Origin of the sequence: Salinicoccus sp. ID82-1 (genome assembly GCF_021991715.1) — a bacterium.
Taxonomy (GTDB): Bacteria; Bacillota; Bacilli; order Staphylococcales; family Salinicoccaceae; genus Salinicoccus; species Salinicoccus cyprini.
The window spans coordinates 362,285-375,803 of record NZ_JAGFLY010000001.1 but is presented as its reverse complement, the minus strand read 5'-3'; the positions used below and the strand labels follow the sequence as shown (position 1 = coordinate 375,803).

Here is a 13,519-nt window from a genome sequence, read left to right as displayed (position 1 = left end):
TCATTGAATCGATTATACAAGAAAAACCACCCCCAAGTAAATTTGGGGATGGCTTTTTTCAGTTCAGCTGCCTGATGGATATGATGAGGTCATCCAGTTTCTGCTCCATGCGATGGAGCAGGAAGAACGTGATCACAGCCGGAAATCCAACATCGCTGACCAGTGGTACCCATTCCATGCTAGATGATCTCTGTGACGTTCTGTTCGACAATCTTCGCCGAATGTACGGATACCGGTCTACCCTGCATCGGCGCGAGAACACCCAGTGCGATGAGACGATCCGCTTCAGCCACAAGTGCCGCTTCCGTCAGGTCTTCCTTCGGGTTGCTGATGGTCAATGTGAAGCGACGGCTCAGGTCCGTGTTGAATACAATTACAAGTTTCTTCGTCATTTCTCTTCCTCCTGTTCATTATTAGTTGATGACGTAGGTCTGTTCCTTCTCGACAATCGGATACACATCATTCGTCAGTGTCTGGTAGATGCTTGCCAGTGTATTGATGGCTTCATCTGTTGATGTCGTATCCAGGTTTCTGACGGATCTGAAACGGAGTTTTTCCTTACCACTCTCATCCGCTTCAAAGAAATAGAACTTTGCATTTGTGCTCTTTAGCATGGCTCTCACCTCCTTCATCCTATATATCGTCACAAATGATTCGATGGACAATCGAATCTTTATTTTCTATAATGACTGGGAGGTGAGGGAATGAACGATATAATCATGTGGCTCATTGCACTGTGGACTTTCGTCATGCTTGGACTGCTGATCATCGGCGGCTATTTCATGTTCCGAAAGTTTCTGAAGCGCATGCCGAAAGAGGACGGGTACAGTGAGCTCGACTGGCAGGACCTCTATATCGAGAGGGCGCTGCCTCTATGGAACGAGGAAGCCAGAAAGCTGCTGAATGAACTGGTGACGCCGGTGCCTGAAATATTCAGGGATGTTGCCAAGGAACGGATTGCCGGCCGCATTTCGAAGATCGCCCTCGATGAAGGGGCAGATGATATTACACTCGACCACATCATGAAGGGCTACATCATCGCAACACCGAAAAGGGATCACAAGTTCATGAAGAAGAAGCTCGATGAACTTCAGATCGACTATGCACCATATGAAGATCTTTTCCAGTATGCGGATGATGAAAAGCAGAAGTTCTCCATATTTGAACAGACAGAAAAAATAAGCAGCAGATCAAAGTGACTTGATCTGCTGCTTATTGAATGTCTGGAGATGGATGAACATCGATATCCGCCAGACGATGATCATGACGAATGCCAGAAGGAAGAACATGCCGCCGATCTCACCAGGTGAAATGCTCAGGGACAGTATGGCCTTCAGAATGATTCTGAGTATCAGGAGGCCGATCAGGATGATCGGAAACATCCTCGACTGCTTGACGTAGAGTCTGCCATCCTTCTCTTCATAGCGGGTCGTGACTACGAGGACGATCGAAAAGATCAGTCCCATGACAATCGCTTCTCCGATTTCAAATGGCGTCAGCCTGAAGTATGGAAATACATACATCAGTGCGCCGGTCGACATCATGACTGGCGGAATGATGATCTTCGGCAGTGTCAGCGGCCGTTTGGCCGCCTTCTGCCTGACGAAAACTGCAACGAGGCCCATGACCACCGCCATGATGGAAGCGGCTGTGAACAGTATGCTCTCGATACTCATGATCAGAACCCCTGGAAATCGCCGAAGAGCGGCTGCAGCCAGATGATGATCTGTGTCAGACCATCAAAATAGAGCAGGATACCCATCAGTATCATGACGATTCCGCCTGCTTTCATGATGCGGTTCGAATACTTCAGCATCCACCGTGTCCGTGACACGAAGAAGCTCAATGTAAAGAATGGGACTGCGAATCCGAGGCAGTATACCACCATCAGCATCAGTGCATTGTTCGGCTCGGTGGCACTCATGGCGAATATGGCGCCGATGATCGGCCCGTTGCACGGTGTCCATCCTGCACCGAAGGCCATGCCGATCAGAATCGATCCGACGAAGCCTGACGGTCTGTTCTTGAACTGGACTTTACGGTCCTTCATCAGAAAATCAAAGTTCAGTACGCCTGTGACGATCAGACCGAATATGACGATCAGAATGGCACCGAGCTGGCGGATCAGGTTGGAATGGTCGATCAGCAGGCCGCCGAAGAATGCCGTACCGAATCCGAGTGCGATATAGATGAGGCTGAAGCCGATCAGAAAGAATAATGTATGAAGAATTGCACGGAAATTGAATTTCTGGCTTTCAACTTCATTGTAGCTCATTCCCGTGATATAGGAGATGAACGCTGGGAAAACAGGGAGCACACACGGTGACACGAAACTGAGGACACCGGCTCCGAATGCGAGGAGAAAAGTTACTTCGCTACCCATAGAAATACCTCCATTCAGATGTCATTTTAACAGACATGATGGAGGTAGACTTGAACTTTATTCCATTATTTTAGAACTTTCTATGACATTTACTGCTGTCCGTTCTGAAGCTGGTACATTTTATGATAGATGCCGCCGTAGCGGATCAGTGAATCATGCGTGCCCTGCTCGACAATCTCGCCCTTATTCAGCACGAGGATCTGATCGGCATCCTGGATGGTCGACAGGCGGTGGGCGATGGCAAGCGTCGTCCGGCCTTTTCGCATCCGCTCAAGAGAACGCTGGATCTGCTCCTCCGTCTCGGAGTCGATGTTGGCGGTTGCCTCATCCAGAATCAGCACTTTCGGATCGATGGCCATGGTGCGTGCGAATGCAAGCAGCTGCCGTTCTCCACTGGAGAAGGCACTGCCCTTCTCGATCACCCTGTGTTCATATTCACCAGGCAGTTTCGAGATGAACTTGTCTGCATAGACGAACTCCGCCGCCGCCTTGACCTGCTCGAAAGTCATTTCCGGGTGGTAGAGCCGGATATTCGACTCGATGGTGCCATAGAAGATGAACGGATCCTGCAGCACGAGGCCGACCTTCTCCTTCAGTTCCTGCTTCGGAATCCGCTTGATGGAATGGCCATCCACCAGAATGTCACCTTTTGAAAACTCATAGAACCGCATGAACAGGTTGATGATGGAACTCTTGCCGGATCCGGTATGGCCGACAAGTGCGACGGTTTCTCCGGGTCTTGCTGTGAAGGAGATGTCCTTTAAGACATCCGTCCTGCCATCATAGCTGAACGTGACGTTTCTGAATTCGATATGGCCATCCGTCACCCGGCAGGCGGCATCTTCTGACTGTGCCGGTTCGAGACGGTCGTCATCCATCAGTGCGAATACACGGCTCGCCGAGACGAGCGCTTGCTGGAAGATGTTCAGGTTCTGGCTGACCTGGCTGAGCGGCTCGAAGAACCGTTCCATGTACTGGATGAAGGCGAAGATGACACCTGCTGTCACCGTCGATTCGAAGCTCAGCAGCCCGAAATATCCGAGGATGAGTGCGATGGCCAGCACCGAGATCATGCTGATGGCCGGTCTGAGCAGAAGCCCGTCGAGCCTGACATTCTTCATATTGTATTTATAATGCATTTCGTTGATCTCATTGAACTCCTGGCTCAGGCGGTCCTCCTGGTTGAACACCTGGATGATCTTCATTCCTTCAATCGATTCCGCAAGCTTGGCATTCAGATCACTGAGCAGCTGGCGGGCATGGGAGAAGAAATTCGCCGAATACTTGCGGTAGACAGCGAGGACCACGACAATGACCGGCATGAATACAAGCGCAAGCAGTGCCAGTCTGACATCGAGGACGAACATCATGATGAAACTTGAGATGACCATGAAGATGGCCATCAGAACCGTCGCCAGCACACCGATGAACATTTCCACTATCGCTTCCGTATCATTGGTGATCCGTGAAACGACGCTGCCGCCCGGCACCTTGTCGAAATAGCGCATGCCGAGCCTGCCGATCTTGTCGAAAGCATCGATCCTAAGCTGCTGGATGACCTTGAAGGCCAGGTACTGGAACAGGTATATCTGCATATAGGTCGTGATGGCGCCGATCAGCTGGACTGCAATGAAGGCGATGACGAGCCACATGATCTCCGATTCAGGAAATACACCCGGTGTCAGATATTCGTCAATGAAGATTTTGACCAGATACGGTGTTGCGACACCAGCTATGGTCGAGATGATCAGCATGATGAACCCGACTGCCAGTATGCCCTTGAAAGGCAGTGTATACTTCATCAGCCTCAGCAGCACGGTCTTCTGATCATTGAAAGAGAGGTTGAACTGGTTGTTTTCCATTTATCTTTCCTCCTTCAGAACGAGATCATCAAGGGTGCTCTCGAGTGCATCACGCAGTGCCTGGGCGTTGTATGTGTCATGATACCAGCCGCCTTTTGCCATCAGCGCGTGATGATCGCCGTGCTCGATGATGGTGCCATTGTCCATGACGATGATCAGATCGGCATGGCTGACAGCACTCATACGGTGTGCTGTAATGATATTCGTCTTGCCGGCACGGCTATCCTGCAGATTGGCAAGAATCTGCTCCTCTGTTTCTGCATCGACGGCAGACAGGGAATCATCCAGGATGAGCACTTCAGGATCCATGATCAGGGCACGCGCAATGGAGATGCGCTGCTTCTGGCCACCGGAAACGGACACGCCGCGTTCACCGACGACAGTATCATAGCCATCCGTAAACCCTTTAATATCCTCATGGACATGGCTCAATTTCGCCGCATGGTATATCTCCGCTTCATCCATCCCCGGGTTGCTGAAGGCGATGTTGTTACGGATTGATGTCGAGAACAGGAAGTGGTCCTGTGGCACGTATCCGAACTGCCTTCTGAGATTGCTGATTTCATAGTCGCGCAGAGGATGTTTGCCGTATTTGATGTCCTCCGGATTGACCGTGTCGAATTCCCGCAGCAGGAGACGGATCAGCGCACTTTTACCCGAACCCGTCCTGCCGACGATGCCGACAGTCGTGCCCTTCTTGATGGCGAAGCGGACATCGCGAAGACCATCCGATTCATCATCCGGGAAGTTGAACGCACCAAGATCGAATATAATGTCCCCTTCAGGCTGTCCTTCTATTTTATAGTCCACACCGACCTGGTTTTCTGTATCCATGATTTCCTGGATCCGGTCATAGGACGCACTGCCCCGCTGCACCAGATTGAAGAACCAGCCAAGTGCGAGCAGCGGCCAGACCATCATGCCGAGGTACGTAGTGAAAGTGACCAGTTCACCGATCGAAATCGTGTCGGACAGTACCATCTGCGCACCGTAGAAGATGGCGATGAAGTAGCTCGCACCGATGACGGTCATGATGGTCGGGTCGAACAGGGCATCCACTTTGGACACCTTAAGGTTCTTCTCGACCACATCATCACTCATTCTGCGGAAATCCGCCTGGTCGCTTCGCTCATAGCCGAACGTCTTCGTCACCTTGATGCCGGAAATGCTCTCCTGTGTCTTGTCGTTGAGCATGCTGAAGGCTGCCTGGGCCTTCTTGAAGCCCCGGTTCAGAAGCTTTCCATAGTAGCTTGTCAGTATGACCATGAACGGCAGCGGAATCATCGCCAGCAGCGTCAGTTTCGGGCTGATGGTGACCGCCATTGTAACCAGTACCGCGCCCCCTGTGATGAGGGAATCCGCAATCGTCAGAATACCCGCACCCGCAGTCGCCTGGACCGCTTGGATATCATTGGTCGCATGCGCCATCAGGTCACCCGTCCGCCGCTTCTGGTAGAATGCCGGACTCATCTGGGAATACTTCCGATAGAGTCTTGAACGCAGTATTCTGCCAAGCCGGTAGCTGGCACCAAAGATCATGATGCGCCAGAAATATCTGAATATGTATGTCAGAACAGCCACAGCAACCAGCAGCAGAATATACCGCATGAGCAGATTGCCCGTCAGTGTTTCCTGCGTGATGCGGTCGATGACCCAGCCGATGACCTGGGGCGGTATCAGCTCCATGAGGGCGACAAGCACCAGCATGATGACACCAACTGAGTAGCTGCGCCATTCCCGCTTGAAAAACCATCCCATTTTCTTAAAAACCTTCATTGCGATCCTCCTTGTTGTCATATTCTTTTAAATTCTACCATATGTTTCGGAATATGAAATAATGAACAACAGAAGATTTTAAAATTTCGTACGATTGACCGAGGCCGTCCCAGTAATGTTTATTACATTGCCTGATGGGAAAAATGAAATACATTACTGAATAGGAGGCTTTTTCATGTCCGATTCAAATTTGAATAATCTCGAACTGGGCAGTCACTACACGGCACAGGAACTCGAGGGCTTCATCAGTACGACAGATGCCACAATTCTCTCTTCAAATGAAGATGAACTGTTTACTGATTCCGAACGCGAATACAAAGTGACGCACCAGTTCAAAGGGTGTTTCGAACAAGCTGCAGAAGATGGCGGGAAACGCTACAAGGCCCAGCGCACCTACGTTGTTGAAAAAGTATAGCAGCAGAATAGAGCCCTGGGATGAGCAAAATCATCCCAGGGCTCTATTTTTTATTGCTGTCTAGTTGAATGATACATTCTCAAGTCTGATATTGCCGACCGGGTCGAGATCAACGCCACTTACCTGGCTGGAATTGACGCCGATCGCAAAGTTCGTGTGGAACAGATAGGCTGCCGGTGCTTCTTCAATCAGAATTTCCTGAGCCTGGCTGTATGCTTCGAATCGTGCATCTTCATCCGGTTCTGTGCGTCCTTCATCCAGAAGGGTGTCGACTTCTTCATTCGTGTAGAATGAACGGTTGCCGGTCGCCCCATGGCTGTTGGAATGGAACAGTGCGTATAGACCGTAGTCCGCATCTGCTGTAACAGTCGTCCATCCAAGAATGAACATTTCATGATCTCCCTGTGCTGTGCGATCGAGGTAGGCACCCCACTCGAACTGCTCGACCTGTACATCAATGTTCAGTTCGGACAGTTTTTCCTGAATGTATACGGCTGTGTCGACAATCTGGGGATCTTCATCCACCCAGATGGTCGTCTCAAAACCATCTGCCACATCTGTTTCGGCCAATAGCTCCTTGGCGCGCTCCATATCATATTCGACACCTTCAAGGTTCTCATCGTGACCCCATACATCCGGTGCAAGTGGTCCATCCGCCTTGATGCCCATATCATCATAAACGCCGGAGATGATTTCATCCCGGTCGATGGCATAGGAGATGGCCTGTCTGACCCTGACATCATCAAATGGTTCCTTTTCGGTATTGAAGCCGAGGTAGGACATTCTTACTGATTCCTGTTCAACAAGCTCAGTATCTTCGCCCTCTTCCACTCTTACAGCACTTGTGGAATCGACGTCACCGGCAACCTGGATTCCGCCGGTTTCCAGTTCAGCCATGCGTGCACCATTCTCCGGAATGACACGGAACGTCACTGTTTCAAAGTTGCGTTCCCCGCCCTGGAAGTCTTCAAACTTCTGCAGTACAGTATTGTCTCCCGGTGCACGGGACTCGAACATCAGATGGTTTGTCCCATCCGCTTCCGAACCGATGACATTTCCGGTATGCTCGGAAATGCGCTCTGCGATATCTTCATAATCGGACCCGCCTTCTTCACGCAGTGCATAGTACTCCTCCACCGTCATATCGACACCACCCTCGTCCAGTGCCGACTGGTAGTCCTGATCGATGAGTTCCTTGCTCATGATTCCTGCTGTATTGTGCGCCAGGTGACTTGGCAGTGGTGCAAACGGATATTCCGTATGCAGGTTGACCTCATAATCGCCGACCACTTCCACGTCGGAGATCATTTCGAACAGAAACGCCACTTCCGACGCCACTGCAGTATCCCTGACACGATCAAGTGTCGCTTTCACATCTTCTGCAGTAAATTCGGAACCGTTATGGAAAGTCGTCCCTTCGCGCAAAGTGAAGTTCCATACATCATCCTCGGTTGCTTTCCATTCCTCGGCAAGACCTGGTGCAAGTGCCATATCCACTTCCTGATGCACAAGCGTCTCATATATGTTTCTTCTGACCTGGGCTGATGCAGAGTCGTTACTGCCATGTGGATCAAGCGTAACAGCATCATCCATCATTGCGACCGTCAGGTCGCCACCAGAGCCTGTCCCTTCACCTTCTGCATTTTCGGAAGTTTCTTCTTCGCTGGAGTTCTCTTCCACCGCTTCATCAACATTCGAATCGTCTGTACAGGCAGCAAGTGCCAAAGTGAATACTAATACAAAAAATAACATGAAAAATCTTCTGTTCATTCAAGTGCCCCCTTTTTCATCTGGTATAAGTATATATGAACGATTATTCCTATACAATAAATATTCTAAAAAATAGAAATTTTTAGTCTAGTTTATTTGATTTTTTGATGAGGTGGGCTTGATTGAATTGGTTGTCGGTATTGTGTTTTGCTTTCTCGCCATTATGAATCCGGCGATGGCGAGTTGGCCCCTTAACTCGCGTTCGCAGCTATCAGTCGCCATTCTCCTGAAACAGGACAGGACCAATCGCCGCGGCAACAAGCATCCATAAAAATATGTTTATACAAAAAATAAACCCTCCTGCATTTGCAGAAGGGTTATATTTTATCTTTTTGAAGCTTTCATGCGATCTTTAGCCGATTTCGTGTCCGTCGTTGATTTGTTCATCATGGACATCATCTGGTTTATCTTCTTCTGGGAAGGCTTCTGTCCCATTTGCATCATCATCATTCTGAGCATTTCTTCATTGATCGGCGGGTTCTTTTCAAGATAGTCCATCATGTACTTTCTTGCCAAAAAGAATCCAAGCGCAATGCCACCGATGAGCGCAACTGTAACAATTACTATCCAAATCCAAGTATCCAAACTGCTCACCTCTTTCTTCGTAGACCATAATAAAGTTTACAATAAAAGCAGGTGATTTTCAACAGATTATTTATCGAGGACTGTACCCAGTACACGCTCGACAGTAAATCCGTACTTCTCGATTACAACATCGCCCGGCGCGCTGGCACCGTAGGTGTCGATCGCGTGAATTTTACCGTTCATGCCGACGAAGCGGTGCCAGCCGAAGCTTGCAGCCATTTCGATGGCTGTTCTGTTTTCAATGTGGGTATTGAGAACACTTTCGATATATGCCGCATCCTGTCTGAGGAACTGCTGCATATTCGGAATAGAGGCAACCTTGACATTTACATTCTGAGCTTCAAGCTGTTCGGCTGCTTTGACTGCCAATGGCACTTCACTGCCGGAAGCGAAAAGTATGGCATCATCACCTTTGTCAAATGCGAGATAACCGCCTTTTCTGACTCCATCTTCCACAGTTTCATAAGGGACATCGAGTGCCTCGACATTCTGACGTGTCAGTACAAGTGCAGTCGGTGCATCTACCGCCTCCATGGCCACTTTCCATGCTGCACGTGTTTCATTGCCGTCTGCAGGACGGATTGTATTCAGGTTCGGAATCGCTCTGAGACCGGCAAGCTGCTCGACAGGCTCATGTGTCGGACCATCTTCACCAACCGCAATGGAGTCATGTGTCAGCACATAAGTGACTGGAAGCTTCATCAATGCACTGAGTCGGATGGCCGGCTTCATGTAGTCGCTGAATACAAAGAATGTGCCGCCGTAAGGATAGATGCCGCCATGTGCTGACATACCGTTAAGTGCTGCAGCCATGCCGAATTCCCTGACACCGAACCAGACGTTGCGTCCGCCGTAGTTGCTGCGGTCGAAGTCCTCTTCGTCCTTGACGTTCGTCTTGTTGCTGCTGGCAAGGTCGGCAGCCCCACCGAAGAGTGTCGGCACGCTGTTTGAAAGTGCCTGGATCATTTCACTTGAAGTGGCACGTGTCGCTTTCGAGTCGCCCGCTTCATAGAAAGGCATGTCCTTGTCATAGTCATCAGCCAGACGCTGGTTGATGGCATCATCAAGCGCCTTGTAGAGATCGCTGTGTTCTTCCTTGTAGGCTTCCATCATCTTGTTCCATGCTTCTTCCTTCTCATTGCTTCTCTGCTTCATCGTCTCGCTGAAACGGTCGTAGACGGAAGCATCCACCTGGAATGTCTCTTCAGGATCGAAACCGTAGTATTCAAATGCTGCCTTGCGTTCATCTGCACCAAGCGGCGCGCCGTGGGAAGCACTTTTGCCCTGCTTGTTCGGTGCACCATAGCCGATGATTGTCTTCACTTCGATCATCGTCGGCTTGTCTGATGACTTTGCTTCTGTGATCGCCTTGTCTATCTCATCCGTATCGTTGCCATCTTCGACTCTGATGTAGTGCCAGTTGTAGCCTTCAAAACGTTTTCTGATGTCCTCGGAGAAACTCTTGTCAAGATCGCCATCGAGGGAGATGTCATTGGAATCATAGAGTACAATCAGCTTATCCAGATTGAGGTGGCCCGCCAGGGAAGCTGCTTCGTGGGAAACGCCTTCCATCAGGTCGCCATCACTTGTCACAACATATGTGTAGTGGTCCACAACATCATAGTTGTCACGATTGAAACGTGCAGCCAGATGCTTTTCCGCCATGGCCATGCCGACACTCATTGCAAAGCCCTGTCCGAGTGGCCCAGTTGTAATCTCCACTCCTTCAGTATGCTTGAACTCGGGATGTCCCGGTGTCTTCGATTCATACTGTCTGAAGTTCTTGATCTCTTCCATCTCAAGCGCACCACTCAGGTGGAGCAGACTGTAGATGAGCATGGAACCATGTCCGGCACTCAGCACGAAACGGTCACGATCAAACCATGCCATGGAGTTCGGGTTGAAATTCAAATGACGGGTCCACAGTGTGTAGGCCATTGGTGCGGCACCCATAGGGAGTCCCGGGTGTCCGGAGTTTGCTTTCTCGATCGCATCGATTGAAAGTGTTCTGATTGTATTGATTGCAAGCTGATCCGTTTTATCAAATGTCATTTCAAATGCTCCTTTAGTCTCTGGTTTTTTTCTCTTCTTGAATACGTTTGAGCTTTTCAGGTGTTACATCGTTGCCTTCAGGGTCGACCACTTTCGTGTTTTCGACCTGTTTTCTGAAAGATGACCGGAAGTTTTTCAAGTATTCTTCCCTCAGGCCTTTCAATTCTTCCAGTTCGTCCTTTTTGATGCTGCCTGCTTTCTTTTTGGCAGCCAGCGCATTGATACGCTGCAGTTTTTCTTTTTCAAGCATGCTGAAACCTCCTGTCCACTCCCTTATAATTTAACACAAAAAAAAGTATGAGACCATTCTCATACTTGGCAGTCATTCTATCAGTCCGATCATCTCCATCATATGATCGATATGTGTGCGTTCCGCATATTGCTCCTCCGGAACATCCGTTTCCTCTTTGGCCATCATTGGTGTTTCTTCCGTAATCACTTCAAACTCGTCTATATAAACAATATTGGAATGTGTGTTCTCTATCTTATGGGAGTCGAACATGAAAATAAGACCGGCAACCAGCGCAAATGCAAATATCGCACCTAATAGCTTGAATTCTTTGATTGTCATAAAATCCCCTCCGGAACATATGTTTGTACTATCATGGTATCAGAACATCTGTTCCGGGTCAATAGAATTACGAACAAACGTTTGTAACATACTGATTATTATGATAGAATCATATATATAATGAGTCGGAGGTATATATATGAAGGCGCTAACAGATAGACAAAAGCAGATATATCAATTTATAAAGTCTACCGTTCACGAAAAAGGGTATCCGCCAAGTGTAAGGGAAATTGGAAATGCAGTCGGACTGCAGTCCAGTTCTACGGTTCACGGACATCTTGCGAAACTGCAGGAGAAGGGTTATATAAAGCGGGATCCGACCAAACCGAGAGCAATTGAAATCATCACTGAGGAAAATGACCAGTACAGCCCGGTCATCCACGTTCCGGTACTCGGTAAGGTTACAGCAGGTCTGCCGATCACTGCCGTTGAGAATATCGATGAGTATTTCCCGCTGCCCGAACATTTTACCGCGAATCACAATAGTGAAATCTTCCTGCTCAATGTTGTCGGGGACAGCATGATCGAAGCCGGCATCCATGATGGCGACCGTGTCATCGTGCGCAAGCAGAACATCGCCCACAATGGTGACATCATTGTTGCGATGACGGAAGAGGACGAAGCGACAGTCAAACGCTTCTACAAAGAAAGCGGGTACTACAGGCTTCAGCCTGAAAATGCATCAATGGAACCGATCATAGTGGATAGCGTCACTGTACTCGGCAAGGTTGTCGGACTGTTCCGCTCCTTCTAAAAAGAATTGAACATACTAAAAGGGCGCCAGAGGCGCCCTTTTTATTATATCTTTCCTAGTTCCATCCTGTAATCTGTTTCATTGCTGATGATTATTTATCTACCAAGTATTATTTTTACCTGTTCCAGAATATCTGTAGAATCTTTTGTTTTATTTTCCTGCGCTTTAGTGTTCAACTGCATCCCCTCGTTCTATCGGTCTATCAGGATGGGTAGTAGGAAAGGTGATGACTGTTTCCGGACAACCCGTGGTGTCTACTTATAGATTCCCCTTGCCAGAACTTTGAAACGCAGATAATGGGGTACTATTACCCCGTAACGCGGGTGTCATCTGTATATATAGTTTTCAGTATAATATGGGATGTCATCTGCATTATAGGCTGTGCCTGTACCAATATGGGTGAATTCGGGCTTCAGCGTATTGACGCGGTGGTCCATCGAATTCATCAGGCTGTGATGCGAAAAGATGGTCGATGTATGCCCCATGGCTATATTCTCTCCCGCCATGCGATATGATACGTCCGCTTCTTCTATGCGGTCTTTCAGTGTCTCCCCATCCGGCGAGTCATGATTGAAATAATCCCGTTCCGCCATGTCCTTGCTGTGGCCGAGTGCTGCATCGGATGCCTGCTCGTCCTCTTCAAGCGGATCGAAGCCATACTCGTATCTTGTGGCATTGACAAGAAGATGGTTCATCCTTGAGTTGTCTTCTGCTGCAGGGTGATTGTACAGTGAATCGGCTGCCCGGACCTCGTCCTTCAAAAGCATCAGCACACCGTTGACCTTCTCCCCATCATGTAGATCGTAGAAGAAGTAGACATACCTGTCCTTCAGGTCATACACCTCATACTCCTCGTTGGTCACTCTGAGCCGCTTCCATCCTTTCTTGATCGAATCGACCGGTTCCCCGTATATGCTTCTGACACTCTCGCGATCCATGCCTTCGATGTTGATCGTATCGATCGAGACATCGTCGCTGTTCGTGTAGGCACCACTCACCTGTCCTTCATTGACCAGCACCATCCTGAACATGCCGTAGTCATTCTCAACTACAAAATCCCCTGTATACTCGCTTCCGAGCACTTCCTGGTCCTCCACTGCATATTGGGTTTCCAGATTGATTTCGACTTCCTGGGTCTGTTCACTGTTCACTTCATGGATTTCGCTCATATCATAGGTCGGATAGACGTGTTCCTCTAGCCAGCCATTCAGATAGCTGCGGTTGAGCCCCTCCTCGAAGTCATAGGACTGCACCACAGGTGCAAGAAACGTAGAGACGGCATATATGAAGATGATAAAGAAAAGTTTTCCGAACATGCATCCACCCCCTTCTTGAAAAGTTCAAAAAAAGT

Annotated in this window: 16 protein-coding genes; 3 read left to right on the top strand and 13 right to left on the bottom strand. The window is 49.0% G+C overall.

Annotated features, from left to right (window positions below):
* Positions 1-58: 58 nt before the first annotated feature.
* From J4760_RS01860 to J4760_RS01850, 3 genes are read right to left on the bottom strand one after another with little or no spacing between them, the layout of a single operon-like run.
* Positions 59-178 carry a YvrJ family protein gene (locus J4760_RS01860; protein WP_145285594.1) on the bottom strand — a complete coding sequence of 40 codons (120 nt, stop codon included), beginning with the start codon at positions 176-178 and terminating at the stop codon, positions 59-61.
* A 1-nt stretch (position 179) separates the two neighbouring features.
* A complete protein-coding gene (locus J4760_RS01855) occupies positions 180-392 on the bottom strand; it encodes a DUF2922 domain-containing protein (RefSeq protein ID WP_237604588.1) in 213 nt (70 codons plus the stop codon).
* Between the two features lie 21 nt (positions 393-413).
* Positions 414-614 carry a DUF1659 domain-containing protein gene (locus J4760_RS01850; protein WP_145285588.1) on the bottom strand — a complete coding sequence of 67 codons (201 nt, stop codon included), beginning with the start codon at positions 612-614 and terminating at the stop codon, positions 414-416.
* Positions 615-704: 90 nt separating this feature from the next.
* On the opposite strand from J4760_RS01850, the gene J4760_RS01845 reads away from it, so the two are divergent.
* The gene (locus J4760_RS01845; RefSeq protein WP_145285585.1) at positions 705-1,199 is read left to right on the top strand and encodes a DUF2621 family protein; all 495 of its coding nucleotides are present in this window, start codon (positions 705-707) and stop codon (positions 1,197-1,199) included.
* Here the strand turns inward: J4760_RS01845 and J4760_RS01840 are convergent.
* From J4760_RS01840 to J4760_RS01825, 4 genes are all read right to left on the bottom strand, one after another.
* The gene (locus J4760_RS01840) at positions 1,191-1,676 is read right to left on the bottom strand and encodes a CcdC family protein (protein ID WP_237604587.1); all 486 of its coding nucleotides are present in this window, start codon (positions 1,674-1,676) and stop codon (positions 1,191-1,193) included. The genes J4760_RS01845 and J4760_RS01840 overlap by 9 nt on opposite strands.
* A 2-nt stretch (positions 1,677-1,678) precedes the next feature.
* Positions 1,679-2,383, bottom strand: coding sequence for a cytochrome c biogenesis CcdA family protein (locus J4760_RS01835; RefSeq protein ID WP_237604586.1), 705 nt, complete (start codon positions 2,381-2,383; stop codon positions 1,679-1,681).
* An 89-nt stretch (positions 2,384-2,472) separates the two neighbouring features.
* Positions 2,473-4,245, bottom strand: coding sequence for an ABC transporter ATP-binding protein (locus J4760_RS01830; RefSeq protein ID WP_237604585.1), 1,773 nt, complete (start codon positions 4,243-4,245; stop codon positions 2,473-2,475).
* Positions 4,246-6,021: an ABC transporter transmembrane domain-containing protein gene (locus J4760_RS01825; RefSeq protein ID WP_237604584.1), complete on the bottom strand. Its 1,776-nt coding sequence runs from the start codon at positions 6,019-6,021 to the stop codon at positions 4,246-4,248.
* A gap of 175 nt (positions 6,022-6,196) precedes the next feature.
* On the opposite strand from J4760_RS01825, the gene J4760_RS01820 reads away from it, so the two are divergent.
* Positions 6,197-6,436: a hypothetical protein gene (locus J4760_RS01820; RefSeq protein WP_145285574.1), complete on the top strand. Its 240-nt coding sequence runs from the start codon at positions 6,197-6,199 to the stop codon at positions 6,434-6,436.
* 60 nt (positions 6,437-6,496) lie between these two features.
* On the opposite strand, the gene J4760_RS01815 is transcribed toward J4760_RS01820, so the two are convergent.
* From J4760_RS01815 to J4760_RS01795, 5 genes are all read right to left on the bottom strand, one after another.
* Positions 6,497-8,206, bottom strand: a complete 1,710-nt coding sequence (locus J4760_RS01815) for a glutathione ABC transporter substrate-binding protein (RefSeq protein ID WP_237604583.1) — start codon at positions 8,204-8,206, stop codon at positions 6,497-6,499.
* 324 nt (positions 8,207-8,530) lie between these two features.
* The gene (locus J4760_RS01810) at positions 8,531-8,791 is read right to left on the bottom strand and encodes a YneF family protein (protein WP_145285569.1); all 261 of its coding nucleotides are present in this window, start codon (positions 8,789-8,791) and stop codon (positions 8,531-8,533) included.
* A 66-nt stretch (positions 8,792-8,857) separates the two neighbouring features.
* Positions 8,858-10,843 carry a transketolase gene (gene tkt / locus J4760_RS01805; protein WP_145285566.1) on the bottom strand — a complete coding sequence of 662 codons (1,986 nt, stop codon included), beginning with the start codon at positions 10,841-10,843 and terminating at the stop codon, positions 8,858-8,860.
* A 13-nt stretch (positions 10,844-10,856) separates the two neighbouring features.
* Positions 10,857-11,093 carry a DUF896 domain-containing protein gene (locus J4760_RS01800; RefSeq protein ID WP_237604582.1) on the bottom strand — a complete coding sequence of 79 codons (237 nt, stop codon included), beginning with the start codon at positions 11,091-11,093 and terminating at the stop codon, positions 10,857-10,859.
* Between the two features lie 72 nt (positions 11,094-11,165).
* Positions 11,166-11,414 carry a hypothetical protein gene (locus tag J4760_RS01795; protein WP_237604581.1) on the bottom strand — a complete coding sequence of 83 codons (249 nt, stop codon included), beginning with the start codon at positions 11,412-11,414 and terminating at the stop codon, positions 11,166-11,168.
* A 139-nt stretch (positions 11,415-11,553) separates the two neighbouring features.
* Here J4760_RS01795 and lexA point away from each other — a divergent pair, with 139 nt between their 5' ends.
* Positions 11,554-12,168 carry a transcriptional repressor LexA gene (lexA, locus tag J4760_RS01790; protein WP_145285558.1) on the top strand — a complete coding sequence of 205 codons (615 nt, stop codon included), beginning with the start codon at positions 11,554-11,556 and terminating at the stop codon, positions 12,166-12,168.
* A gap of 326 nt (positions 12,169-12,494) precedes the next feature.
* Here lexA and J4760_RS01785 read toward each other — a convergent pair whose 3' ends face one another.
* Complete coding sequence (locus J4760_RS01785; protein ID WP_237604580.1) at positions 12,495-13,484, bottom strand: CAP domain-containing protein; 990 nt, start codon at positions 13,482-13,484, stop codon at positions 12,495-12,497.
* Positions 13,485-13,519 lie beyond the last annotated feature (35 nt).

Coding starts and splice junctions, on each gene's coding strand:
- J4760_RS01800 (WP_237604582.1), bottom strand. CDS start 11,093: ATGCTTGAAAAAGAAAAACTGCAGCGTATCAATGCGCTGGCTGCCAAA.
- J4760_RS01850 (WP_145285588.1), bottom strand. CDS start 614: ATGCTAAAGAGCACAAATGCAAAGTTCTATTTCTTTGAAGCGGATGAG.
- J4760_RS01835 (WP_237604586.1), bottom strand. CDS start 2,383: ATGGGTAGCGAAGTAACTTTTCTCCTCGCATTCGGAGCCGGTGTCCTC.
- J4760_RS01830 (WP_237604585.1), bottom strand. CDS start 4,245: ATGGAAAACAACCAGTTCAACCTCTCTTTCAATGATCAGAAGACCGTG.
- J4760_RS01815 (WP_237604583.1), bottom strand. CDS start 8,206: ATGAACAGAAGATTTTTCATGTTATTTTTTGTATTAGTATTCACTTTG.
- J4760_RS01860 (WP_145285594.1), bottom strand. CDS start 178: ATGGAATGGGTACCACTGGTCAGCGATGTTGGATTTCCGGCTGTGATC.
- J4760_RS01825 (WP_237604584.1), bottom strand. CDS start 6,021: ATGAAGGTTTTTAAGAAAATGGGATGGTTTTTCAAGCGGGAATGGCGC.
- J4760_RS01855 (WP_237604588.1), bottom strand. CDS start 392: ATGACGAAGAAACTTGTAATTGTATTCAACACGGACCTGAGCCGTCGC.
- J4760_RS01820 (WP_145285574.1), top strand. CDS start 6,197: ATGTCCGATTCAAATTTGAATAATCTCGAACTGGGCAGTCACTACACG.
- J4760_RS01840 (WP_237604587.1), bottom strand. CDS start 1,676: ATGAGTATCGAGAGCATACTGTTCACAGCCGCTTCCATCATGGCGGTG.
- lexA (WP_145285558.1), top strand. CDS start 11,554: ATGAAGGCGCTAACAGATAGACAAAAGCAGATATATCAATTTATAAAG.
- tkt (WP_145285566.1), bottom strand. CDS start 10,843: ATGACATTTGATAAAACGGATCAGCTTGCAATCAATACAATCAGAACA.
- J4760_RS01785 (WP_237604580.1), bottom strand. CDS start 13,484: ATGTTCGGAAAACTTTTCTTTATCATCTTCATATATGCCGTCTCTACG.
- J4760_RS01795 (WP_237604581.1), bottom strand. CDS start 11,414: ATGACAATCAAAGAATTCAAGCTATTAGGTGCGATATTTGCATTTGCG.
- J4760_RS01845 (WP_145285585.1), top strand. CDS start 705: ATGAACGATATAATCATGTGGCTCATTGCACTGTGGACTTTCGTCATG.